The sequence below is a fragment of the Methylobacterium sp. CB376 genome, assembly GCF_029714205.1.
Taxonomy (GTDB): domain Bacteria; phylum Pseudomonadota; class Alphaproteobacteria; order Rhizobiales; family Beijerinckiaceae; genus Methylobacterium.
This window is the reverse complement of sequence record NZ_CP121648.1, coordinates 549,874-572,151: the sequence shown is the minus strand read 5'-3', so window position 1 is coordinate 572,151 and position 22,278 is coordinate 549,874. Positions and strand designations below refer to the sequence as shown.

The window sequence follows — 22,278 nt, the reverse complement described above, 5'->3', positions numbered from 1 at the left end:
TGGATTCCGACGAGGAAGGCGGACTCGGCCCGTGTCGGGCGAGGGTCCCGCGCCAATGCTCGGGCCATGCTCGGAAGATGCGGAGCGGCGGGGCGGGGGCCGCGCCGGGTCCCGCGCCGCCGGGAGCCCGCGGCGGATCTCTCGGCGGACGAAGCGGTGGCCTGCCCGCCCGACTCCGCTTAGGAGTGCGCGACGAGCCTCAGAGGATCCCGCCATGGCCGATACGCCCTCCGTCGAACCGACCCGCATCGACCCGAAGCTGCTGGAATTGCTGGTCTGCCCGCTCACCAAGGGCCGGCTCGAATACGATTCCGCCCGCCAGGAGCTGATCAGCCGCTCGGCCAAGCTCGCTTACCCGATCCGCGACGGGATCCCGATCATGCTGCCCGAGGAGGCCCGCCCGCTCGCCGAGTGAGTCCGGGCCGCGCATCTGGCGATCCCGGCCCTCCCTGCCGGCGCGGGCGCCGCGTGCCTCGCGCCGGGGCGGCGGATGGTCATCCCCGTCGGCGATAGCGGCCCGGCGTGCAGCCCATCCGGCGTCGGAATTGCGTGCGGAAGGCCGCCTCGGACGCGGAGCCGAGCGCGGCCGCGATGGCGGCGAGGCTCTGGCTCGTCCGCCGCAGGCGGTCGGCCGCGAGGGCCATGCGCCAGCCCGCCAGGTAGGCGAGGGGCGGCTGGCCGACCGTGCGGCGGAAAGCGGTCGGCGAAGCTCGACCGCGACATGCGGGCGACCGCAGCGAGGTCCGCCACCGTCCAGCGCCGTCCGGGCGCGGCGTGCATCGCCCCGATCGCCCGGGCGAGCTGCGGGTCGGCCAGCGCCCGCAGCCATCCGGTCCGGCTTTCGGGCTCGCCGGTCCGGCTCCCGGGCTCGGCGGCGAGGAAGAGGCGCAGCACCTGGACCAGCATGACCTGCGCGAGCCGGTCGGCCATGAGCGCGCCGCCCGGCCGGGGCCGTTGCAGTTCGTCCGCGAACAGCTCCAGCGCCCAGCGCAGCACCGCCGCCTGGGCGGTGGCCTCGCGCACGTGCAGCAGGGCCGGCAGGTCGCGGAGCAGCATCCCGGCGGGTTCTCCCGCGAAGGCGAAGCGGTCGCCGCGGGAGGCCGAGCGGCTCTGGGCGCTCTCGGCCGAACTGACCAGGGTGGACCTGCCCTGATCCGGGATCCGCTTGATCAAAGCGGGTCCCGGATCACAAGCCCGCGCGGCGCCCGAGCGCGGCGCCCGAGCGAAGCCGACATCCGCATGGCCGAAATCGGAGATGGCGAAGCCATCAACCGGATGTCGGATGACATCATCCCGCCGGCCGGGACCGGCCGGTGCCGAAGGGGTCACCGGTTCGGCGGCGAAGAGGATTCAAGAACAAGAGTGGAGCGGAGGTGCCCCGCCCAACTCTGCCTGGCGCGGCCGAGCCGCCCCGATTACAGGAAGCTCTGCGGGTCGACGTCGATGCCGACCCGCACGCTGCCGCGGGGCTTCGGGCCGCGGGCGAGCCAGTCGCGCAGGTAGCTCTGGATGTCGACCTCGCGCTCGGCCTTGACCAGCAGCCGGAAGCGGTGGCGCCCGCGCACCAGGGCGAGGGGCGCCTCCGCGGGCCCGAGCACCATCACGCCGGGCGGCGGCTCCGCGACCTGGGCGAGCGCCCGGCCATGCGCCTCCGCCGCCTCGCGCTCGGCCGCCGACACGATCAGGGCGGCGAGCCGGCCGAAGGGCGGCAGCCCCGCCATGGAGCGGGCGGCCGTCTCCTCCTCGTAGAAGCGCTCCGCATCGCCCGAGATCAGGGCGGCGATCACCGGATGCTCCGCCTGGTAGGTCTGGACGAGGGCGCGGCCCGGCTTCTCGCCGCGGCCGGCCCGGCCCGTCACCTGCTGCAGGAGCTGGAAGGTGCGCTCCGCCGCCCGCGGATCGCCCGAGGCGAGGCCGATATCGGCGTCGAGCACGCCCACCAGCGTCAGGTGCGGGAAATTGTGGCCCTTGGCGACGAGCTGCGTGCCCACGACGATGTCGCAGCCGCCCTCCGCCACGGTCTGCAGCTCCGCCCGCAGGCGCTCGGCCCCGCCCGGGAAGTCGCTCGACAGCACGATCACCCGCCGCTCGGGGAAGGTCGCCGCGACCTCCTCGGCGATGCGCTCGACGCCCGGCCCGCAGGCCGCGAGGGTGTCGAAGGTGCCGCAGGCCACGCAGGCCTCGGGCCGCCGCTCCGCGTGCCCGCAATGGTGGCAGACGAGGGCGCGGCGGAAGCGGTGCTCCACGAGCCAGGTCGAGCAGTTCGGGCATTGGTAGCGGTGCCCGCAGGCCCGGCAGAGGGTGAGGGGCGCATAGCCCCGCCGGTTGAGGAACAGGAGGGCCTGCTCGCCCCTGCCGTTCGTCTCCGCGATGGCAGCGGTCAGGGTCGGGGAGAGGTAGCGCCCGCGCGGGATCTGCTCCCGGCGCATGTCGATCGCCCGGATCTCCGGCAGGCGCCGGCCGCCGAAGCGCTCGGGCAGGACCACGCGGCGGTAGCGGCCGCGCTGGGCGTTGACCCGGGTCTCGATCGAGGGCGTGGCCGAGGCGAGCACCAGGGCGGCGTTCTCGAGCTTGGCGCGGACCACCGCCATGTCGCGGGCGTGGTAGCAGACCCCGTCCTCCTGCTTGTAGGCGGCCTCGTGCTCCTCGTCGACGACGATCAGGCCGAGGCTCCGGAACGGCAGGAACAGGGCGGAGCGGGCGCCGACCACGACCGGGATCTCGCCCGCCGCCACGCCCGCGCGGATGCGCTCGCGCCGCCGCCCGCCGACGCCGGAATGCCACGCCGCCGGCCGCGCGCCGAAGCGGGCCGCGAAGCGGTCGAGGAACTGGGCGGTGAGGGCGATCTCGGGCATCAGCACCAGGGATTGCACGCCCCGGCGCACCGCCTCCGCCACCGCCTCGAAATACACCTCCGTCTTGCCCGAGCCGGTGACGCCTTCGAGGAGCGTCACGCCCCCGTCCCCGGCCGGACCGCCCGTGCGGGGCGGCGCGGTCAGGCTGGCGATCAGCGCGCGGGCGGCCTCGGCCTGCGCCTCCGACAAGGCCGCGTGCGGGTGGTCCGGGTCGGGCGGCTCGGCGACCCGCTCGGGGGCGAGCGCCACCGTCTCCAGCACGCCGTCGTCGATCAGCCCATCGACCACGCTCGCGCTGACGCCCGCCTCCAGGCTGAGCGCCCGCTTGCCCCGCACCGCCCCGTCGGCGGCCACCGCCAGCACCTTGGTGCGGGCCGGCGTCACCCGGCTCGGCGGCATCCCGGTCGCGCGCACCCCGATCCGGGCGGTCTCGCCGCGGGGACCCTCCTCGGGCAGGCGCAGCGCCATGGCGAGGGCCGAGCCCTTCGGGGCCAGGGTGTAGCGGGCGATCCAGTCGACCAGCCGGCGCAGGGGCGTGCGCATGCCGTCATCCGCGATCTTGCCGGTGACCCGCCGCAGGTTGCCGCCCGAGGCGCTCTCGCGCAGCGACCAGACCACCCCGACCGTCTCGCGGGGCCCGAGGGGGATCTGGACCACGTCGCCCTCGGCCAGGGTGAGGCCGTCCGGCACGGCGTAGCTGTAGGCCGTGTCGAGGGCGAGCGGGATCAGGACGTCGGCGATCGCGGCACTCATCGCGCGGGACGGGGCTCCGGGGCAGGAGGCGGAGAACGAAACCGGAATATAGGGAGGCCGGCGCGGTTTCGCCGGATCCTCACGCCTCCTCCGCCTCCTCGCCGATCCGCCGCCGCACGCCCCAGCCGGCGAGGACGGCGTTAAGATCGTCGAGGACGAAGTGGCGGGCGCTGTCCTGATCGTAGCCCTCCGCCAGGAGCGCGTCGTACTCGGTGAAGACGTGGCGGGCATAGGCCACCATCCCGAGCCAGGCGGCGTTCTCGGGGGCGGCGCCGCGCAGGCCGGGGCTCGCCAGGGCCCGGTCGAGGATCGCCTCGGCCTCGAAGGCGGGCAGGCGCGGGGCGAGCCGGGCGACGGCCTGCGCGATCCTCTCGCGGCGGGTCGGCACCTGGCGCGGCGCGGGATCGGGGCGGCGTCCGGGCATGCGGCTCTCCTGCGGCTGGCGCTCTCCTACCACAAGGCCCGGCGGCTGCGCGGGCCGCGGCCTCTCGGCCGGGGCGGGCCGCGCCGGGGCGGCCCGCGAGCGCGAAGCCCCGCCGGGAGGGAGCCGGCGGGGCGGAGAGGGCGGGCGCCGCGCCCCGGGACGGGGCGCGGCGGGATCCGTCATCCGACATCCGACGGATTGCGTCGCGATGCGGAGGTCGGCGTCGCTCACGCGCCGCGCGGGCTTGTCGTACGAGATCCGACGGATTGCGTCGCCATGCGGATTTCAGCTTCGCTCACGCGCCGCGCGGGCTTCTCAGACGCTGTCCGGACGATCACGTCCGGGCAGCGTCTCACTGGCGGTAGATGACGCCGTCGCGTCCGATCACGAAGGCGTGCTGCCCGTTCGGGACGGCGACCGCCTGAGCCGGCCCCGGGGTCTTCACCCAGCCCCAGGCTTCGACGGTGTCGTCGCCGAACTTGCGCCAGAGCACGCCGACGTCCGAGTTGATCACCGCCACGCTGCCGTCCGGCGAAGCGGCGATGTCGACCGCGTTGGACCCTACGAGGACCCACTTCCCCGTCTGATCGGCGCGGTACACGTCCCCGTCCAGGCCGACCGACCAGAAGCTGTTGGCGTTCATCGCCGCGACGCGCTGCGCCTTTCCGGGAATCTGGCCCCAGGCCTCCTGATCGTTGTCGCCGTACTTCTTCCAGATCTCGTTGAGGATGTTCACGATCACGATCGTGCCGTCGGCCGAGGCGCTGATCGTCTTGCCGCCGTAGCCGACCCGCCGCCAGGTCTGCCCGTTGAAGCGGACGATGACGCCGTCCATCTGGATGCCGTAGATGCTGTTGGCGTCGACGACCGCCACATCCTTGAAGTTGCCGGCCAGTTTGACCCAGGTTTTGTCCGGGGCGTATTTCGAGAGGCTGCCGTCGACCGCGTTGAGCATGACCAGGGTGCCGTCGCGGCCGACCGCGATGCGCTTGGCCGTGTTGCCGATCGGCAGCCAGAGATCGGTGGGCGCCGGAGGCGGCGGCGGCGGTGCAGGGGGCGGCGCGGGGGCGGCGCGGGGGCGGCAGAGGGGGCGCAGGCGGCGGAGGCGGCGGGGGCGTCACGCCGCCCTGCGCGACGTTGCCGACCGGGGCCGCGACCTGCGGGGGCGGGCGGGGCGACGCCGCTGCCGAGGGCGATGATCACGCCCGGCGAGGGCACGCCCTTCTGGTCGATCGCCACGATCTGGTAATAGCCCGGCGGCGCGAGCGCCGGGGTGGCCGGCGCCTGCACGGTCGCGACCTGACCGGCCTGCGTGAAGGTCAGCAGGCTGCGCCGCTGGCCGGTGTTGAAGCTGTGCGTGCCCTGGCTGAGGCCGAGCAGCGCGACCTGGGCGAGGCCGTTCGCGGAGGTGAACTCGAATTGCAGGCTCTGCCCATGCGCCAGGCTGACCGTGTTCAGGCTGACGATCTGAGGCCGAGGCGCCAGGGCGGCCTTGCCGTTCACGGTCGTGAACAGGTAGGGCGGGTAGTAGACTTCGGAATTCTGGTTCGAGACCGGGCCCGGCGCGCCGCCGCCCGAGGTCAGGACGGCGCCGCTCTGCAGGAGCACCGCGCTCGAATGGTAGCCGCGATAGATCGCGGCGCGCGGGCCGAGCGTCCACTGCCCGGTCCGGGGGTCCCACAGCTCGGCCTCGAGCACCGTGTCGCCCCCGGCCGCGTCGACGGACTTGCTGCCGCCGGTGACGGCGACCGTCCCGGTCGGCAGAACCGTCGCGTTGGCCCAGGAGCGGCCGATATTCATCGGTGCGATGTCGTTGGCGATGGGCGCGTTCCCGTTGATGTCGATCATCGTCGCGCGGCTGCTCGCCAGGAACCCGGTCCCGTTGTCGTAGGAATTTCCGCCGACCTGCAGGATCTTGCCGGCGTCGTACATCACGGCCGTGGAGTTCGGCCCGACATTGGGAGCGTCGGTCGCGACGGTGACGGACCGCTGCGGGGCGCGGAACGGCATCGCCCAGACCGACCCGTTCCCGGTCGGATCGAGAAACCACATCCGGTCGCTGGTGATCCCGAACACCTTGCCGTTCGGCGCGACCCAGGCACGGGGATACCACCAGCGATTGAAGTCGGGGCCGAACGCGTCGCGGCTGTTGGCGCCGAACAGGCTGCGCCAGCCGGTGGCCGGGTTGTAGATCTCGGGCGTCATCCCGCTCATCAGGCCCTTGGCGATGCTCCCGTTCGGGTCGCCCCAGCCGCTGGCGTACGGATAGGCGCCGCCCATGATCAGCTTCTGCCCGTCCGCCAGGGTGATCATCGTGGCGTAGTAGCGATCGGCGGCGAGCCGCGCGCCGAGCGCCGAGACCCCGGTCGCTCCCGTGTTGACGACGGCGCTGCCCTTGTCGTTGCCGTTGTCGAAGATGCCGCCCGAGACGAGCAGCGACCCGTCCGCCTGCAGGGCCTGGGTGCCGCAGAAGCTGTTGACGTTCAGCACACCGGGCAGGATCGTGTGGCTCCCCGGCGCGAAGCCCTGGTAGGGGTCCCAGATCGCGAAGCTGTGGCCGTCCTGCGTGCCCGGCGCGTTCACCGGCGTGCCCCAGCTGACGAGCTTGCCGTTCGGCAGCAGGGCCGTGCTGATCGCGTTGAGCGGCCACGCCTGGACGGCCGACCACATCCCGGTCGCGGGGGCGGAATCCGGGATGGCGAGGTTGGCGAAGAGCGGGTCCTGCACCGGATTCACCACGACGCCGAACTGGGCGGCCAGGGCCGGGAAGGCGGGCAGCGCCCCCAGGATCGTCGTGGCGAGGAGGAGCCGGCGCGCACGCTGCGCCGCCAGCGGGAGCCTGCGGGTCATCTCGGTGTCCTTCGTGGTCACGGGTTGGAGGCGGGGAGCGGCGCGCCGTCCGGCCGCGGCGGCGCGTGGATGCCGGCCTCGAAGCGTTCGAGGAGGGCGAGGTCGGTGAGGAGGCGCGGGCGGTCGACCGGCTCGGTGCCGTAGATCATCGCGAGGTCGCCCCGCCGGTCGAAGACGAGGAGGCGCGGCGGCGGCAGCGGGAGCCGGTCCGCCGGATAGCGCAGCAGCGCCGCCTGATGGGCCGTGGCGGCCGGGTCGCTGGTGACGAGCCGCACGCGGCCGGGGTCGATCCCCATGCCCTCGCCGAAGCGCCGCAGGGCCGCCACGTCGTCGCGGGCCGGGTCCACCGTCACGGCGACGATGACGACCCTGTCGCGCAGGGAGGGCGGCAGGGCCCCGGCGAGCGCGTCGAGCTCGCGGGCGAGGACCACGCAGGTGATCGGGCATTGCGTGCTCACGAAGCCGACCACCGCCACCTTGTCGCGCAGGGTCTCGGGGGTGAGGGGGCGACCGGACTGGTCCCGCCGGATCCGGGTCCCCGGCGCGTCCGGCCAGACGAGATCCTCGATCGCGCTCGGTCGACCGCCTTCCGGCCCGAGCGCCCCGCCGGGGGCCGCCGGCACCGACCCCGCCAGGGCGACCAGTCCGAGCAGGAGGGCGCCGATCCGGACTGCGCGAGGTGTCGCCATGGTGAACAATTCGCCTTCGTGAAACTTCCTTTCCCCTAAGATAGTAGCTGAGATGACTGTCGGTCAAAGTCGCAGATCGGGGCCGTCGAGTCAGCGTTAATTTTCAGATGACTTTGCCGGATCGGGACGCCTCGCAGGCGAATTGTTCCGCGATGGGTCGGAGGCGGGCGTCGCGGCGGCCGATCTTCCCGTTTCGGGCTCCCGCCCGGCGCGCCGGGCGATCAGCGGGCGTCGGCGCCCAGGATCCCCGGCGCGGGCGCGACGATCTCCCGCGCCGGCGCGACGACCGCGGTGCGGTCCGCGAGCGCCGCGAGGGCGGCCCGCTGCACCGCCTCGGCCGGGAGGGGCGGACCCCCGAGCGGGTCGGGCAGGGCCCGGGTCGCGGTGGCGTCGCCCGCGACCGTGACCCGGTAGCCGAGGTCGAGCGCCGCCCGCGCGGTCGCGCTCACGCAATTGTGGGTCATGAAGCCCGCGAGCACGAGGTCGGTCCGCCCGAGATCCCGCAGCCGCGCCGCGAGGTCGGTTCCGGCGAAGGCGTTCGGCAGCGTCTTCTCGATCACCGGCTCGCCGGGCCGGGGCAGCGCCTCGGGCACGATGGCGCCCCCGGGGCCGCCGCGGTCGAACAGGCCGCCGTCCCGCCCGCGATGGGCGACGTGCACGACCGGCGCGCCCGCCTCCCGGGCCGCCGCGAGGAGCGCGCGGACCGCCGCGAGGGCGGGCCCGAATCCGTCGAGGGGCAGGGCGCCGTCCGCGTACTCGCCCTGGGCGTCGATGACCACGAGGACCGCCCGCGCGATCCGCGCGGGCGTCGGCGTCGCGCCCGCGAGCTGCAAAAGGGTTCTGGGTTCGTGCATGGCTTCGATCTCCGGCGGCGCGCGCCGCGCCGCCCCCGGACTCGCATCGGCATCGGCGCTTGGCGAGCGGCGAGAGCCGTGCTCGAACCTGCGGGAATGCAGCCCGGGAGGACGCGATGGAGAGCTGGGACGCGTGGCAGACCCTGCTCGCCGTGGCGCGGACCGGCCGGCTCTCCGCCGCGGCCGGCCGGCTCGGCATCGACGCGACCACGGCGGGGCGGCGGGTGCGGCGCCTGGAGGCGGCGCTCGGCCGGCCGCTCCTCGCCCGGGAGGGCGGCCTGCTCGTCCCGACCCGGACCTGCCTCGCCCTGATGCCGCGGCTCGAAGCCGCCGAGCGGGCGCTGCGGGAGGTCGCCGGCGAGGCCGCGTCGGACGAGGCGCCCGGGCCCGGATGGCGCCCGGTCCGGGTCACCGCGGTCGCGGTGCTCTGCGACCACCTCCTGGCGCCCGCCGTGCCGCGCCTCCTCGCCGCGCGGCCCGCCCTGGGGCTCGACCTGATCGCGGAGGACCGCAACCTCAGCCTGACCCGGCGCGAGGCGGATCTCGCCCTGCGCCTCGGGCCGCCCGCGCGGGGCGCGGCGGCCGCCCGGCCGGTCGGGCGGCTCGATTACGCGGTCTTCGCCGCGGCCGGGGAGGGCGCGCCCGAGCGGCTGCCCTGGGCCGCCCTCGACGGGGCGCTGGCGCACCTGCCCGAGGTCCGCTTCGCCGAGCGCGCCGCCGGCCGGGCCGGGCCGCGCCACCGCGTCTCGCGGCTGGAGACGCTGCTGCGCCTGACCCGGGCCGGCGGCGTGCGCGCCGTCCTGCCGGAGATCATGGCGGGCCGCGATCCGGCGCTCCGGCGCCTCGCACCCGCCGTGAGCCGCCCGATCTTCCTGATCGGCCACCCGGAGGACGAGGGCCAGCCCCTGGTGCGGGCGGTGGCGTCGTGGATCGAGGGCCTGCTCCCGCCCCCGGCCGACGGCCCGCCGTGAGCGCGCGGGAGGCGCCCGGCGCCGCGCGGCGCCGAACGGGTGGCCCGCCGCCCCGCGGGCCGCTAGGATCGGCCGCAAGTCCGGTCTGCGGCACGTCCGGTTCGCGGCACGTCCGGTTTCCGCTCTCTCCAGCATCGAAGACGAACCCCATGCGCATGCTCCTCGCCCCGGCCATCCTCGGGCTCGCCATCCTGCCGGACCTCGCGGCCGCCCAGCAGCCGGACCCGACAAGCCCGCCCGGCCTCGCCCAGCCGGCGCCCGGCGTGCGGGGCCACCGCCAGCCGCGGCCCGACACGGTCGGCGGCAAGCCCGAGGCCGGGAGCGCCGCGCTGCCGAGCCCGGAGGATTCGGCCCGCAAGGCCGCGGCCCGCGACAAGGCCTGGGACGCCAAGATGAAGCGCACCCTCGGCTCGATCTGCTCGGGCTGCTGAGCCCGGATGATCCGCTTCGAGGGCGCCGGCAAGGCCTATCCGGGCCATGCCCGGCCGGTCGTCGACCGGCTCGACCTCGCCGTCGAGGAGGGGACCACCTGCGTGCTGATCGGCCCCTCGGGCTGCGGCAAGTCGACGACCCTGCGGATGGTCAACCGCCTCGTGACCCCGAGCACGGGGCGCGTCCGGGTCGGCGGGCGCGACGTGGCCGAGCTCGACCCGATCGGGCTGCGGCGGCGCACCGGCTACGTGCTCCAGGGCGTCGGGCTGTTCCCCCATCGCAGCGTGGCGCAGAACGTCGCCACGGTGCCGGGCCTGCTCGGATGGCCCCGGCGCCGGATCGCCGAGCGGGTGGATGCCATGCTCGACCTCGTCGGGCTCGACCCCGCCACGTTCCGCGACCGGCGGCCCGATTCCCTCTCGGGCGGCCAGCGCCAGCGGGTCGGCGTCGCCCGGGCGCTCGCCGCCGACCCACCCGTGCTTTTGATGGACGAGCCCTTCGGGGCGGTGGACCCGCTCGTGCGCGGGCGCCTGCAGGCGGAGATCGGCGCCATCCTGCGGCGCCTCGGCAAGACCGTGCTGTTCGTCACCCACGACATCGACGAGGCCCTGCGCATGGGCGACCGCGTCGCCCTGATGCGGGAGGGCCGCCTCGTGCAGGTCGACCCGCCCGAGCGCCTGCTCGCCAGGCCCGCCGATCCCTTCGCGGAGGAGTTCGTCGGCGCCGACCGCTGGCTGCGCCGCCTCGCCCTGATCCCGGCCGCCGCCGCCCGGACGGCCGGCCCGCCGCCGCGTGCCTCGCTGCCGCCGCTTGCCTCGCTGCCGCCGCTTGCCTCGCTGCCGCCGCTTGCCTCGCTGCCGCCGCAGGCCTCCCTGCGGGACGCGCTCTCGGCGCTGGTCGCCGGGACGGACGAGGCGGTGGGGCTCGCGGAGGGCGGCGTGGTGACGCTCTCCTCCCTGCGCGCCGCTGCGGCCGATTCGGCCGGTGGCTTCACCTCTCCCCCCTGATGGTGTAGCGCGGCGGGCGAGACGCCCCCGGGCGGCCCGCCGCGCCGCCCCCGGACGGCCCTGAGGACAGCCATGACGACCCGCCTCGACGACACCTTCGCCCGCTGCCGCGCGGAGGGACGCGCCGCCCTCGTCACCTACGTGATGGCGGGCGATCCGGACCCCGAGACCTCGCTCCAGGTGCTGCGCGCGCTGCCCGAGGCGGGCGCCGACATCGTGGAATTCGGCCTGCCCTTCACCGACCCGATGGCGGACGGCCCGGCGATCCAGGCGGCGGGCCTGAGGGCGCTGAAGGCGGGCCAGACCGTGTCCGGCACCCTCGCCCTCGTGCGCCGGTTCCGGGCCGAGAACCGGACCACGCCGGTGATCCTGATGGGGTACTACAACCCCCTCTACATTTACGGCGTCGCGCGCTTCCTCGCGGACGCGGTCGCGGCGGGGGTCGACGGGCTCATCGTCGTCGACCTGCCCCCGGAGGAGGACGACGAGCTCTGCCTGCCGACCCAGGAGGCGGGGCTCGCCTTCATCCGGCTCGCCACCCCGACCACGGACGAGCGCCGCCTGCCCGCCGTCCTGGCGAACACCTCGGGCTTCGTCTACTACGTCTCGATCACCGGCATCACCGGGTCGGCGACGCCGGATTTCGGCCAGGTCGAGGCGGCGGTGGCGCGCATCCGCGCCAGGACCGCACTCCCGGTGGTGGTCGGGTTCGGCGTCAAGACCGGGGCGCACGCCGCCGCGATCGCCCGCGGCGCGGACGGCGTCGTGGTCGGCTCGGCCCTGGTCGACGCGCTCGCGCGCTCCCTCGACCTCGACGGGCGCGCCACCTCGGGCAGCGTCGCGGCGGTCTCGGCGCTGGTGCGCGACCTCGCCGCGGGCGTGCGCGCCGCCGCCCGCTGAGCGGAACGGGACGAGGCCATTCCGCCGAGGGATTCGCCCGCGCATCGTGTGTCCCGCCGGAGCGGCCGTCGCTTCGGCGCATGATGCGCGGGCCCGACCGGAGACAGCCTATGAAGGTCGAGACCATGAACTGGATCACGGAGGTCGTCCGGCCCCGGATCAAGACCCTGTTCAAGCGCGAGACGCCCGAGAACCTCTGGGTGAAGTGCCCTGAGACCGGGCAGATGGTCTTCCACAAGGAGGTGGAGGCCCACGACTTCGTGATACCGGGCTCCGAGCACCACCTGCGGATGAGCGCCCAGCAGCGGCTGAAGATGATGTTCGACCAGGGCACCTGGCTCGACGTGCCGCTGCCCGAGGCGCCGGTCGATCCCCTGAAGTTCCGCGACGAGAAGCGCTACGTCGACCGGCTCAAGGACGCCCGGGCCAAGACCGGGATGGCGGACGCGTTCAAGGTCGGGTTCGGCCGCGTCGGCGGCCTGCCGATGACCCTGGCGGTGCAGGATTTCGGCTTCATGGGCGGCTCGCTCGGCATGGCGGCCGGCGAGGCCTTCGTGCGCGGGGCCGAGACGGCCCTCGACAAGCGCACGCCCTACGTGCTGTTCGCGGCCTCCGGCGGCGCCCGGATGCAGGAGGGCATCCTGTCGCTGATGCAGATGCCGCGCACCACCGTGGCGGTGCGCCGCCTCAACCGCGCCCGGCTGCCCTACATCGTGGTGCTCACGAATCCGACGACCGGGGGCGTCACCGCCTCCTACGCCATGCTCGGGGACGTCCACCTCGCCGAGCCCGGCGCGCTGATCGGCTTCGCCGGGCCGCGGGTCATCGAGCAGACGATCCGCGAGAAGCTGCCGGACGGGTTCCAGCGGGCCGAGTACCTGCGCGAGCACGGGATGATCGATCAGGTCGTGCACCGGCGCGACCTGAAGGCGACGGTGGCCCGGCTCTGCGGCCTGCTGATGCAGGCGCCGGCGGCGACGCCCGCGCCGGCCTCCGCGGCCGCGCAGCCGGTCCCGGCCTGAGCGACCCCGCCGCCGCGGCGCGCGCCGCACCCGCGCGGGCCGACCCGGCGCGCGGCGCGGCCCGGGAGATCCGCCGCGCAGCCGGCCGATCGCGGACCCGATCGCGGACCCGATCGCGGACCCATGCCATCAAGTCGGGCTTGCTGGCCTTCGACAAGTCTGATCACCTCGCGCGCCCGATCCCTTCGGCCGGTGAGCGTCGTGCGGGTCCCGATCGAGCGTCCGGCCGTCGCGCGCAGCGAGGCGGGACGGCCCGGACGCGATCCGGGTCTGGACCTGACCGGCGATCGGGCCGATAGCGAGACCCGACGCCCCGCCACACGAGACGGTCGCCCGATGGAGTCCTCCGACGCGCTGATGGCGCGATTCCTGGCCCTGCACCCGCGCACGATCGACCTGTCGCTCGGGCGCATCGAGCGCCTGCTCGCCGCCCTCGGCCATCCCGAGCGGCGCCTGCCGCCGGTCATCCACGTGGCCGGCACCAACGGCAAGGGCTCGACCATCGCCACCATGCGGGCGATCCTGGAGGCGGGCGGCCTCTCGGTCCACGTCTACACCTCGCCCCACCTCGTGCGCTTCCACGAGCGCATCCGCCTGGGCCAGGTCGGCGGCGGGCGCTTCGTGGCGGAGGACCGCCTCGCGGACGCCTTCGCCCGCTGCGAGGCGGCCAATGCGGGCGAGCCGATCACGGTGTTCGAGATCACCACGGCGGCGGCCCTCCTGCTCTTCGCCGAGTGCCCGGCCGACGTGCTCCTGCTGGAGGTCGGCCTGGGGGGCCGCGTCGACGCCACCAACGTGATCGACCGGCCGGCCGCCGCCGTGGTGACGCCGATCGGGCGCGACCACGCGGAATATCTCGGCGATACCGTCGAGGCGGTGGCGGGGGAGAAGGCCGGCATCTTCAAGCGCGGCTGCCCGGCCGTGATCGCGCCGCAGGATTACGCCGAGGCCGACCGGGTGCTCTGCGCCCGCGCGGAGGCGCTGCGGGCCGCGCCCGTCCTGGTCGGCAACCAGGATTTCTCGGTGCACGAGGAGCGCGGGCGCCTCGTCTACCAGGACGAGGAGGGGCTGCTCGACCTGCCGCGCCCGCGCCTCGCCGGGCGCCACCAGATCGTCAACGCGGGCACCGCCATCGCGGCGCTGCGGGCGGCGGGATTCGGCGATCTCGGCACCGCCGCCTTCGAGGCCGGCCTCAGCCAGGTCGATTGGCCGGGGCGCCTGCAGCGGCTCGGGCGCGGGCGCCTGCCCGGCCTGATGCCGGCCGGCAGCGAGCTCTGGCTCGACGGCGGCCACAACGTCGATGGCGGGCGCATCCTGGCGGCCGCGATGGCGGACCTGCAGGAGCGCGGCGACGCGCCCCTCGTCCTCGTCACCGGGCTCCTCGGCACCAAGGACGCGGAGGGGTTCCTGAAGAACTTCGTCGGGCTCGCCCGCGCGGTCGTGGCCGTGCCGATCAGCGGGCAGCTCGCCGCGCGGCCCGCCGAGGAGGTCGCCGCCATCGCGGCCTCGGTCGGCCTGCCTGCCACAACCGCTCCGAGCATCGAGGCGGCCCTCGTGGCCCTGCAGGACCGGGCCTGGGAGGCGCCGCCGCGCGTGCTGATCTGCGGCTCGCTCTACCTCGCGGGCGCCGTGCTGACCGCGAACGGGACGCCACCGGTCTGATACGATGTCCGGTTGATGGCTTCGCCATCTCCCCTTTCGGCAATGCGGATGTCGGCGTCGCTCAGGCGCCGCGCGGGCTTGGGATCCGGGATCCGCTTCGATCAAGCGGATCCCGTATGAGAACGGGTCCCGCCCGCTTCCGCTCTGTCAATAGAAACCCGTTCTTCTCCGGCCGTTCACGATTTCCGCGCCGCCGCCGCCCGCGTGCTCGCCCGCGAGATTGATGCTCCGGGTTGTGGCTTTCGGGAGATCCTGTGGCGCATGCGCTACATCGGGCCCGGCCGGAATGGTCTAGCTTGTCTCCCGATCGGGGAACCTGCTGGGGACCATCATGAAGAGACTTCTGAGTGCGTTTGCTGCTTTCACTGCGCTGACCGCGGCCGCTTCGGCGGCCGATCTGCCGCGCCGCGTCGCTCCTCCGGTGATTGCGCCGGTTCCGGTCTTCACCTGGACGGGCTTCTACGCCGGTTTCAACGCGGGCTACGGGTTCGACGCGAGCAGCACCAACCCTGACGTGATCGTCCTGACCCGCGACCCGCGCGTGGTCGCCGGCCCGGCCGGCTCGGCCCTCGCCATCGGCTGGACGGGCGACCGCAACACCGAGGGCTTCAGCGGCGGTGGCCAGATCGGCTACAATTACCAGTTCACGCCCGGCGCGGGCGTCGTGGTCGGCATCGAGGCGGACGCGCAGTACGTCGACTTCGGCCGCAACCGCAACGCCTTCTCGTTCGCGATCCCGAACCAGCCCGGCGCTCAGTTCAACGGCGCCAACGGCCTGCGCCTGTTCGACCCGCGCGGCCTGTCCGGGCTCGATTACTTCGGCACCGTGCGCGGCCGCCTCGGCTACGCCTTCGACCGCGTGCTGTTCTACGGGACCGGCGGCTTCGCCTATGGCGGCGGTGGCGGTACCAATTTCGGCCTGCCGAACACCGACGATTTCCAGACCGGCTGGACGGCCGGCGGCGGCATCGAGTACGCGCTGCCCACCGACTCGTTCCTGAACTTCTTCCGGTCCTCGGCAGTGACGCTGAAGGTCGAAGGTCTCTACGTGAACCTCGACCGGAACCGCCGCAACGGCGCCTACGCGTTCGACAACGCCGGCGTGATCGTCGCCGGCCTGCCGAACTCCATCATCCTGAGCAACACCGCCGGCTTCCCGGCGGTTGGCAACCTCGCTCGCCGCAACACGGAGTTCGCGGTGGTCCGCGCCGGCCTCAACTACAAGTTCGGTACCTGGTAGGATCGGGCGACAGCCCGGTTGCGGGGAAGCCCGGCCTCTCGGCCGGGCTTTTCCGTTGAGGGGGCATGAAAAAGAAGCCCGGCCTCTCGGCCGGGCTCGCTGCGGATCGCGCGGGCGCCGCGATCAGGCGCTGGCGGACTGGATCCAGCGCGACAGGTCGCCCTTCGGCGCCGCCCCGACCTTCTGGCTGGCGAGCTTGCCGTCCTTGAAGATCATCAGGGTCGGGATCGAGCGGATGCCGTATTCCGAGGCGATGCCGGGATTCTCGTCCACGTTCACCTTGGCGATCTTCACCCGGCCCTGCATCTCGCTCGAGATCTCCTCAAGCGCCGGCCCGATCGCCCGGCAGGGACCGCACCACTCGGCCCAGAAATCGACGACGACGGGCTCGGACGCTTCGAGGACATCCTGCCTGAAGCTCGCGTCGGTCACCTTCACGGTTGCCATCGCAAAACCCTTGTTTGTCCGGGACGCGGCAGACCCGGCCTCATCCCGCGTCCGCGCAACGTAGGAAGCCGGGAGGGCCCGATCAAGCGCGCACGGCCACGCTTGCCCGGGATCCCCGTGCGCCGTCGCACATCCGGGCGCCGGCCGCCCTTGCCGTGACGAAAGTCCATCAAATGAGGCAAGCTTAGGTTGATTTCCGCAGGAGGATCGTCAAAATTCACCGCGGGGCCAACGTCTCTGCGGACCGCTCATCCCCCCTTCGCGGCCCGATGAGATCCGTCCTGCGGAGGATAACGTCGGTTGGGGGAAAGCCTGATGCTGGATGCGCTGCAGGAATTGCGCGAGGTCAACCGCTGTTACTCGCGTGGGATTTGCTTGCCGTGCGGACCGAACTGATCTGGACCCATACGGCAGCGGCTGCAATCCTCGGGTTGAGCTTTCTCTCGCTCGCGGTCGGGCTGATGCTGGTCCTGACCAGGCGTCCGGACCTGAGGGTCCGGGTGCTCTCCTGGAGCATCGGCGCCTTCCTGCTCGCCTGCGCGGCGGCGCAGCTCGCCGAGGCCTGGACGGCGTGGAGTCCGGGGACGCCGCTGGTCCCGGATGGCGGGATCGAGGCACCGGCCAAGGTTCTCGCCGCACTCGCCGCGCTGCCGCTGCTCGCCTGTCTGCGGCGGTTCCTGGCCGCTGCCGCGGCGCTGCCCTCGCCGGAGGACCTGCGCCGCCTCGACCGCGACCTCGCCGCCCGCACCCGCGAGCGCGACGCGGCCGAGGCGGCGAGCGCCGCCAAGAGCGCCTTCCTGGCCCGCGTGAGCCACGAGATCCGCACGCCCCTCAGCAGCATCCTGGGCTTCACCGATCTCCTCCTCGCCGATCCCGACCGCTCGCCCGAGGATCGGCGCCGGCTCGACATCATCCAGGTCTCGGGTTTCGCGCTGCTCTCGCTCGTCAACGACGTCGTGGACGTCTCGAACATCGAGGCCGGCAAGGTCGCCCTGCGCAGCGAGCCCTTCGACCTGCACGCCCTCGTGGAGACGAGCCTCGCCATGGTGAGGCCCGCCGCCGAGGCCAAGGCCCTCAGCCTCTCGGTCGAGATCGCGCCGAACGTGCCCGCCCGCGTGCGCGGCGACGCGGACCGGGTGCGCCAGATCCTGCTCAACCTCCTCGGCAATGCGGTCGCCTTCACGGCGGCCGGCGCGGTCGGCGTCAGCCTGCGCTGCGAGGAGGCGGTGAGCCGGCGCGGGCGCGTCACCCTGGCGGTCAAGGATACCGGGCCGGGGATCCCGCCGGAGCGCCAGGCGACGCTGCTGTCGCAGGACGGCCCCGACCCTCCGCGGGTCGGCAGCAAGGGCCTGGGCCTGGCGGTCTGCCGCAGGCTGGTGGCGCTGATGGGCGGGGAGATCGGCTTCGAGAGCCACGAGGGCTACGGGTCGACCTTCTGGGTGCGCCTCGACCTGGAGCCGGTGGCGCCGGCGCCCGCCGCCGCCCCGCCGGAGCCCGAGCCCTTCCTGGCCGCTCCCCGCATCCTCCTGGTCGAGGACATCCCGGCGAACCAGAAGCTCGTGCGGCTGATCCTGGAGGAGGAGGGCTACGCCGTCGACACCGCCTCGAACGGCGTCGAGGCGGTGGCGATGATCCGCTCCGCACCCTACCGCCTCGTGCTGATGGACGTGCAGATGCCGGCCATGGACGGCCTGACCGCGACGCGCCGGATCCGCCAGATGGGCGGGCCCTCGGGGCGGATCCCGATCGTCGCCATGACCGGCCACATCCTGCCCCGTCACCTGGAGGCCTGCCGCGAGGCCGGCATGGACGACGTCATCGCCAAGCCCTTCAAGCGGGCGGAGCTGACCGCCGTGATCGCCCACTGGACCCTGCTCGAGGGCGAGCGCGCGCGGCCCCCGGGCGGCGCGGCCCTCGCCTCCTCGGCGGGGTAGCGGGCGCCGGTCCCCGCCCCCGGGACGCGGCTCATCCGTTCGGGTGAGGCCGGGCGGTTCGGACTGGACAAGGCGACGCGGCCGAGTAGCATTGGCGCCGCTTTCACGAGCGACACTCCGATCAGCCCCGCTGCGCCCCCGCCAGCGGGGCTTTTTCGCGGCCTCGCGCGGCGCCGCCCGCCGCCGCACGTCACCCCCGGCCCGGGCAGCCCGAACCGTGCCCGCGGGGCGCCGCCGAAGCCCTTGCGCCGACCGCCGATCGGCCCTACTTTGCATTGCAAAGCAGCCCTGCCGGGGGGCTCGCGGGACGCCTCGATGCCGTACCAGACTGACAGGGACCTCGACCGGGCCCTCGCCGACATCGTGGCGATTCGCAGCCAGATCGCCCGCGACACGCATTTCCGCGGCCTCGGCCCGGCGACGATCGCCGCGACGGGCGGGATCGCCCTCCTCGCCGCCGGGCTCCAGGCGCTCTGGCTGATGCCGGTCGGGGCGCTCGCCTACCTGCTGTACTGGATCGCGGTCGCGGCGCTCGCCGTGGCGCTGATCGGCGCCGAGGCGGTGACGCGCTCGCGGCGCCTGCATTCCGGCCTCGCGGACGCGATGATCGGCTCGGCGGTGGAGCAGTTCCTGCCCGCCCTCGCGGCGGGCGCGCTGGTCGCCCTGGTGCTGGTCCGGGTCGCGCCCGACAGCCTCTGGCTGCTGCCGGGGCTCTGGCAGGTCTTCGTCAGCCTCGGCCTGTTCGCCGCGACCCGGACGCTGCCGCGGGCGGTCTCGCTCGCGGGGGCGTGGTACCTCCTCGCCGGGCTCGCGGGGCTGGTCGTGGCGGCCGGAACCCGCGACCTGTCGCCCTGGGCGATGGGACTGCCCTTCGGCATCGGGCAGGTCCTCCTCGCCCTCATCCTCCATCTCACCTGCCGGGATGCCGATGTCTGAGCCGAGCGGACGCTTCTCCTACGAGGGCCTCGACCGGGTGATCCACGAGCGGGCGCGGCTGAGCGTGCTCACCTCCCTGGTCACCCACCCGGACGGCCTCCTCTTCGCCGACCTCAAGCAGCTCTGCGGCCTCACGGACGGCAATCTCAGCCGGCACCTGCAGGTGCTGCAGGAGGCGGGCCTGGTGGAATTGCGCAAGGGGTACGCCCAGAACCGGCCCCAGACGGTCTGCCGCCTCACCCCGGGCGGGCGCCGCCGCTTCCTCGACTACCTCGCGGTGCTGGAGCAGGTGGTCCGCGACGCGGCCGAGGCGCTCGACGAGGCGCCCGCGGCCTTCGGTTCCCTGCGCCCCTGAGGGCGCGCCCTCCCGTCCTTCCCCGCTCCTCAGACGCATCGCCCGGAGACTTTGTCGTGCAAAGTTCTTGTTCCCAGGGGGGCGGCCTCCACGTCGCGATGATCATGGACGGGAACGGGCGCTGGGCCACGGCCCGGGGCCTGCCGCGCAGCGCCGGGCACCGCGCGGGCGTGGAGGCGATCCGCCGGGTGGCGGAGGCCGCGCCCGATCTCGGCGTGGGGACGCTCACGCTCTTCGCCTTCTCGTCGGATAATTGGCGCCGGCCGCCCGCGGAGGTGGCGGCGCTGATGGGTCTCCTGCGCCGCTACCTGCGGCGCGAGACGGAGCGCCTCGCCCGCACCGGCACGCGCCTGACCGTGATCGGCCGCCGCGACCGGCTGCCCGCGGGCCTGCCCGGGGCATTGGCGCGGGCGGAGGCCGAGACCGCGGGGGGCGCGCGCCTGCACCTGCGCATCGCGGTCGATTACTCGGCCCGCGACGCGATCCTGGCGGCCGCCGCCGGCGCGCCCGGTGCCGATGTCGGGGCGGAGAGCCGGGAGGCCTTCGGGCGCCGGCTCAGCGGCGGGGTGCCGGACGTGGACCTGATGATCCGCTCGGGCGGCGAGAAGCGCCTCTCCGACTTCCTGCTCTGGGAATGCGCCTACGCGGAACTGCATTTCACCGACCGGATGTGGCCCGATTTCGGCGGGGACGACCTGGCGGCGGCCCTGCGCGACTTCACCCGGCGCGAGCGGCGCTTCGGGGGGCTCGGGACGGTCCCGGCCGCCGCCTGAGGGCAGGTGGCGCGGGAGGCGGGCTGGGGTAGAAGACCCTGAGACCGCCTCCATCGGGATTGCCATGCCGCTCTACGCCCTCGACGCCCACCATCCCCGCCTCGCCGACCCGGCCCGGGTCTGGATCGCTCCCGATGCCCAGGTGATCGGGCAGGTGGAGATCGACCTCGACGTGAGCATCTGGTTCTCGGCGGTGCTGCGCGGCGACAACGAGCCGATCCGCCTCGGGGCGCGCTGCAACATCCAGGACGGGGTGGTGCTCCACACGGATCCGGGCTTCCCCCTGGAGATCGGCGAGGACGTCACGATCGGCCACAGGGCCATCGTGCACGGCTGCACCGTGGGTGCGAATTCCCTGGTCGGCATGGGCGCGACGCTGCTCAACGGCGCCCGGATCGGCCGCAACTGCCTCGTCGGCGCGAACGCCCTCGTGACCGAAGGCAAGGAATTCCCCGACAACAGCCTGATCGTCGGCGCGCCCGCCAAGGCGGTGCGCAGCCTCGACGAGCAGGCGGTCGAGGGACTGCGCCTCGCCGCCGCGCGCTACGTCGCCAATGGCCGGCGCTACGAGGCGGGGCTGCGGCGCCTCGACCCCTGAGCGGGGCGGCGGCGCTCCCCGCCTCAGCCCCGATCGGTGTGGGCGAGCCGCGCCGCCAGCGCCTCCGGCAGGCCCCGACTCTCCTTCGCGGGCGGGCGGCTGAGGGCGCCGGACGCGGCCTTGCGGGGCCGCAGCGCCACCGCGGCCTCGGCGAGCTTCACGGCCGCCACCACCTGATCGACCACCGGCACCGGGACCCGCTCGCGCACCCGCGGCCCGAGCCCCGAGAGCGGCGCGCCCGCGAAGATCAGCACGTCGGCGCCGTCCTCGCGCACCGCGGCCTCGGCCAGGGCCACGAGTTGGTCCTCCTTCTCCGCCTGCACCCCCGCCAGGGAGGCGAAGCGCCCCTCGATCGCCCGGATCGCGGCGCAGCGCGCCGAGAGCCCGTGCATCGCGACGCAGTCGCGGTACCAGGGCAGCAGCCCCTGCGCGAAGGTGACGATGCCGAAGCGCCCGCCCAGCAGGCAGGCGCTCAGCATCGCGGCCTCGGCGAGCCCGATCACCGGGATGTCGAACAGCTCGCGGGCGCCGACCAGGCCCGGATCGCCGAAGGCCGCGAGGATCGCCGCGTCGATCCCCGGCCCGGCCTCCGCCAGCATCTCGAGGGCGATGGCGCCGCCGATCTGCGCCTCGGCCCGGTTGGCGATGTAGGGCACCCCCCGCGGCGCGGTCGCGGCCACGATCTCGGTGCCGGGCGCCGCGGCGGCGGCGGCGGTGTCGCGCATCAGCGCCGTGACGTCGCGGCTGGTATTCGGGTTGAGGAGGAGGAGGCGCATCGCTCAGGCCGCGTCGGAGCGGGACAGGGCGGCGAGCAGGGCCGCCCCCGTATGGGAGACGTGCTCGGCGAGGAGCAGGCCGGCCCGGGGCCCGTCGCGGGCCACCAGCGCCGCCAGGATCGCCCGGTGCTCCGCCACCGACTCGCTCCAGCGGCCGTGGCTGTCGAGGGCGCGCCGCCGGGCGATCTCGGCCCGGGCGTGCAGCGCCTCGTGGGCCTCGCGCAGGGGCGGGTTGCCGGCGCAGGCCACGATCAGCGCGTGGGTCGCGTGGTTGGCGGCGAAGTAGGGGGCGATCTCCCCGTTCCGGTGATGCGCCTCGATCGCGGCCTGGAGCGCCTGCAAGCGGTCGAGGTCGTCCCGCCCCATCCGCTGCGCCGCGAGCTCCGCCCCCGCCCGCTCGATCCAGGCCAGGGCCTCGAACAGCGCCCGGACCGCCTCCGGATCGAGGGCGGCGATGCGGGGCGAGCGGTTGGGCCGCAGCTCCACGAGGCCCTCCATGGCGAGGAGCTTCACGGCCTCCCGGAGCGGCGTGCGCGACACGCCGAGCGCCTCCGACAGCTCGGTCTCGACCAGCGGCGCCCCGGCCGGGAGCGCCCCCTCGACGATCATGGCGCGCAGCCGCCGCACCGCCTGCTCGTGCAGGGAGAGGCGGCCGGACCCGGCGACGGGGCCGAGGAGGGCGGGCTTGCGGGGGCGTCCGCGCGGACGCCGGACCTGATCCATGGAGGGGACCTCGCGGGGTGACGCCCGAGCATAGCGGCTCGCCGGCCGGGCGGGCGCATCAATTGCGGGCATGTTCT

Annotated in this window: 22 protein-coding genes and 2 pseudogenes; 13 read left to right on the top strand and 11 right to left on the bottom strand. The window is 74.3% G+C overall.

What is annotated here, in order from left to right; genetic code table 11:
- Positions 1-214 precede the first annotated feature (214 nt).
- Entirely contained in the window at positions 215-415 is a 201-nt protein-coding gene (locus QA634_RS02475; protein ID WP_012330467.1) for a Trm112 family protein, read from the top strand.
- Positions 416-494: 79 nt separating this feature from the next.
- Here the strand turns inward: QA634_RS02475 and QA634_RS02470 are convergent, their stop codons facing one another.
- The 8 genes and pseudogenes from QA634_RS02470 to QA634_RS02435 form a co-directional block, all read right to left on the bottom strand.
- Positions 495-644, bottom strand: a complete 150-nt coding sequence (locus QA634_RS02470; protein ID WP_018262767.1) for a helix-turn-helix domain-containing protein — start codon at positions 642-644, stop codon at positions 495-497.
- 244 nt (positions 645-888) lie between these two features.
- Positions 889-1,329: pseudogene (locus QA634_RS35720) on the bottom strand (cupin domain-containing protein); the annotation flags it as partial.
- Positions 1,330-1,415: 86 nt separating this feature from the next.
- Positions 1,416-3,608, bottom strand: coding sequence for a primosomal protein N' (locus QA634_RS02460; protein ID WP_012330466.1), 2,193 nt, complete (start codon positions 3,606-3,608; stop codon positions 1,416-1,418).
- A 79-nt stretch (positions 3,609-3,687) separates the two neighbouring features.
- The gene (locus QA634_RS02455; RefSeq protein ID WP_012330465.1) at positions 3,688-4,032 is read right to left on the bottom strand and encodes a DUF2293 domain-containing protein; all 345 of its coding nucleotides are present in this window, start codon (positions 4,030-4,032) and stop codon (positions 3,688-3,690) included.
- A gap of 352 nt (positions 4,033-4,384) precedes the next feature.
- On the bottom strand, positions 4,385-4,987 hold the full coding sequence (locus tag QA634_RS02450; RefSeq protein ID WP_283027209.1) for a tectonin domain-containing protein: 603 nt from the start codon (positions 4,985-4,987) through the stop codon (positions 4,385-4,387).
- Between the two features lie 296 nt (positions 4,988-5,283).
- Positions 5,284-5,832, bottom strand: a pseudogene (locus QA634_RS02445) (galactose oxidase-like domain-containing protein); the annotation flags it as partial.
- A 1,067-nt stretch (positions 5,833-6,899) separates the two neighbouring features.
- Positions 6,900-7,571 (bottom strand): SCO family protein, encoded by a 672-nt coding sequence (locus QA634_RS02440; RefSeq protein ID WP_012330463.1) that lies wholly within the window; start codon positions 7,569-7,571, stop codon positions 6,900-6,902.
- Between the two features lie 221 nt (positions 7,572-7,792).
- Positions 7,793-8,425, bottom strand: coding sequence for a cysteine hydrolase family protein (locus tag QA634_RS02435; protein ID WP_012330462.1), 633 nt, complete (start codon positions 8,423-8,425; stop codon positions 7,793-7,795).
- 116 nt (positions 8,426-8,541) lie between these two features.
- Here QA634_RS02435 and QA634_RS02430 point away from each other — a divergent pair, with 116 nt between their 5' ends.
- From QA634_RS02430 to QA634_RS02400, 7 genes are all read left to right on the top strand, one after another.
- Positions 8,542-9,396, top strand: a complete 855-nt coding sequence (locus tag QA634_RS02430) for a LysR family transcriptional regulator (protein ID WP_012330461.1) — start codon at positions 8,542-8,544, stop codon at positions 9,394-9,396.
- A gap of 149 nt (positions 9,397-9,545) precedes the next feature.
- Positions 9,546-9,827, top strand: coding sequence for a hypothetical protein (locus QA634_RS02425; RefSeq protein ID WP_012330460.1), 282 nt, complete (start codon positions 9,546-9,548; stop codon positions 9,825-9,827).
- Between the two features lie 6 nt (positions 9,828-9,833).
- Entirely contained in the window at positions 9,834-10,835 is a 1,002-nt protein-coding gene (locus QA634_RS02420; protein ID WP_012330459.1) for an ABC transporter ATP-binding protein, read from the top strand.
- A 72-nt stretch (positions 10,836-10,907) separates the two neighbouring features.
- Complete coding sequence (gene trpA, locus QA634_RS02415) at positions 10,908-11,735, top strand: tryptophan synthase subunit alpha (RefSeq protein WP_012330458.1); 828 nt, start codon at positions 10,908-10,910, stop codon at positions 11,733-11,735.
- Positions 11,736-11,845: 110 nt separating this feature from the next.
- Complete coding sequence (accD, locus tag QA634_RS02410; protein ID WP_012330457.1) at positions 11,846-12,757, top strand: acetyl-CoA carboxylase, carboxyltransferase subunit beta; 912 nt, start codon at positions 11,846-11,848, stop codon at positions 12,755-12,757.
- A 336-nt stretch (positions 12,758-13,093) separates the two neighbouring features.
- A complete protein-coding gene (locus QA634_RS02405) occupies positions 13,094-14,419 on the top strand; it encodes a bifunctional folylpolyglutamate synthase/dihydrofolate synthase (RefSeq protein ID WP_012330456.1) in 1,326 nt (441 codons plus the stop codon).
- Positions 14,420-14,750: 331 nt separating this feature from the next.
- A complete protein-coding gene (locus tag QA634_RS02400; RefSeq protein ID WP_012330455.1) occupies positions 14,751-15,659 on the top strand; it encodes an outer membrane protein in 909 nt (302 codons plus the stop codon).
- A gap of 123 nt (positions 15,660-15,782) precedes the next feature.
- Here the strand turns inward: QA634_RS02400 and trxA are convergent, their stop codons facing one another.
- Entirely contained in the window at positions 15,783-16,106 is a 324-nt protein-coding gene (trxA, locus tag QA634_RS02395; protein WP_012330454.1) for a thioredoxin, read from the bottom strand.
- A 431-nt stretch (positions 16,107-16,537) separates the two neighbouring features.
- Between trxA and QA634_RS02390 the strand changes: the two genes are divergently transcribed.
- From QA634_RS02390 to QA634_RS02370, 5 genes are all read left to right on the top strand, one after another.
- Complete coding sequence (locus tag QA634_RS02390) at positions 16,538-18,040, top strand: response regulator (protein WP_050777456.1); 1,503 nt, start codon at positions 16,538-16,540, stop codon at positions 18,038-18,040.
- Between the two features lie 315 nt (positions 18,041-18,355).
- A complete protein-coding gene (locus QA634_RS02385; RefSeq protein ID WP_012330452.1) occupies positions 18,356-18,976 on the top strand; it encodes a hypothetical protein in 621 nt (206 codons plus the stop codon).
- A complete protein-coding gene (locus QA634_RS02380; RefSeq protein WP_415926898.1) occupies positions 18,963-19,331 on the top strand; it encodes a transcriptional regulator in 369 nt (122 codons plus the stop codon). Before QA634_RS02385 ends, QA634_RS02380 begins: the two co-directional genes overlap by 14 nt.
- 56 nt (positions 19,332-19,387) lie before the next feature.
- Complete coding sequence (locus QA634_RS02375; protein WP_012330450.1) at positions 19,388-20,104, top strand: di-trans,poly-cis-decaprenylcistransferase; 717 nt, start codon at positions 19,388-19,390, stop codon at positions 20,102-20,104.
- Positions 20,105-20,168: 64 nt separating this feature from the next.
- On the top strand, positions 20,169-20,702 hold the full coding sequence (locus QA634_RS02370) for a gamma carbonic anhydrase family protein (protein WP_012330449.1): 534 nt from the start codon (positions 20,169-20,171) through the stop codon (positions 20,700-20,702).
- Positions 20,703-20,725: 23 nt separating this feature from the next.
- Here the strand turns inward: QA634_RS02370 and QA634_RS02365 are convergent, their stop codons facing one another.
- Entirely contained in the window at positions 20,726-21,478 is a 753-nt protein-coding gene (locus tag QA634_RS02365; RefSeq protein ID WP_012330448.1) for an aspartate/glutamate racemase family protein, read from the bottom strand.
- Between the two features lie 3 nt (positions 21,479-21,481).
- Positions 21,482-22,201 (bottom strand): GntR family transcriptional regulator, encoded by a 720-nt coding sequence (locus QA634_RS02360; RefSeq protein ID WP_012330447.1) that lies wholly within the window; start codon positions 22,199-22,201, stop codon positions 21,482-21,484.
- Positions 22,202-22,278 lie beyond the last annotated feature (77 nt).

Excerpts from the sequence above, each read along its gene's own strand:
- QA634_RS02435 (WP_012330462.1), bottom strand. The coding sequence starts at position 8,425 with ATGCACGAACCCAGAACCCTTTTGCAGCTCGCGGGCGCGACGCCGACG.
- trxA (WP_012330454.1), bottom strand. The coding sequence starts at position 16,106 with ATGGCAACCGTGAAGGTGACCGACGCGAGCTTCAGGCAGGATGTCCTC.
- QA634_RS02380 (WP_415926898.1), top strand. The coding sequence starts at position 18,963 with ATGCCGATGTCTGAGCCGAGCGGACGCTTCTCCTACGAGGGCCTCGAC.
- QA634_RS02385 (WP_012330452.1), top strand. The coding sequence starts at position 18,356 with ATGCCGTACCAGACTGACAGGGACCTCGACCGGGCCCTCGCCGACATC.
- trpA (WP_012330458.1), top strand. The coding sequence starts at position 10,908 with ATGACGACCCGCCTCGACGACACCTTCGCCCGCTGCCGCGCGGAGGGA.
- QA634_RS02440 (WP_012330463.1), bottom strand. The coding sequence starts at position 7,571 with ATGGCGACACCTCGCGCAGTCCGGATCGGCGCCCTCCTGCTCGGACTG.
- QA634_RS02455 (WP_012330465.1), bottom strand. The coding sequence starts at position 4,032 with ATGCCCGGACGCCGCCCCGATCCCGCGCCGCGCCAGGTGCCGACCCGC.
- QA634_RS02450 (WP_283027209.1), bottom strand. The coding sequence starts at position 4,987 with ATGCTCAACGCGGTCGACGGCAGCCTCTCGAAATACGCCCCGGACAAA.
- QA634_RS02430 (WP_012330461.1), top strand. The coding sequence starts at position 8,542 with ATGGAGAGCTGGGACGCGTGGCAGACCCTGCTCGCCGTGGCGCGGACC.
- QA634_RS02370 (WP_012330449.1), top strand. The coding sequence starts at position 20,169 with ATGCCGCTCTACGCCCTCGACGCCCACCATCCCCGCCTCGCCGACCCG.
- QA634_RS02400 (WP_012330455.1), top strand. The coding sequence starts at position 14,751 with ATGAAGAGACTTCTGAGTGCGTTTGCTGCTTTCACTGCGCTGACCGCG.
- QA634_RS02475 (WP_012330467.1), top strand. The coding sequence starts at position 215 with ATGGCCGATACGCCCTCCGTCGAACCGACCCGCATCGACCCGAAGCTG.
- QA634_RS02470 (WP_018262767.1), bottom strand. The coding sequence starts at position 644 with ATGGCCCTCGCGGCCGACCGCCTGCGGCGGACGAGCCAGAGCCTCGCC.
- QA634_RS02405 (WP_012330456.1), top strand. The coding sequence starts at position 13,094 with ATGGAGTCCTCCGACGCGCTGATGGCGCGATTCCTGGCCCTGCACCCG.
- QA634_RS02365 (WP_012330448.1), bottom strand. The coding sequence starts at position 21,478 with ATGCGCCTCCTCCTCCTCAACCCGAATACCAGCCGCGACGTCACGGCG.
- QA634_RS02460 (WP_012330466.1), bottom strand. The coding sequence starts at position 3,608 with ATGAGTGCCGCGATCGCCGACGTCCTGATCCCGCTCGCCCTCGACACG.
- QA634_RS02420 (WP_012330459.1), top strand. The coding sequence starts at position 9,834 with ATGATCCGCTTCGAGGGCGCCGGCAAGGCCTATCCGGGCCATGCCCGG.
- QA634_RS02360 (WP_012330447.1), bottom strand. The coding sequence starts at position 22,201 with ATGGATCAGGTCCGGCGTCCGCGCGGACGCCCCCGCAAGCCCGCCCTC.
- accD (WP_012330457.1), top strand. The coding sequence starts at position 11,846 with ATGAAGGTCGAGACCATGAACTGGATCACGGAGGTCGTCCGGCCCCGG.
- QA634_RS02425 (WP_012330460.1), top strand. The coding sequence starts at position 9,546 with ATGCGCATGCTCCTCGCCCCGGCCATCCTCGGGCTCGCCATCCTGCCG.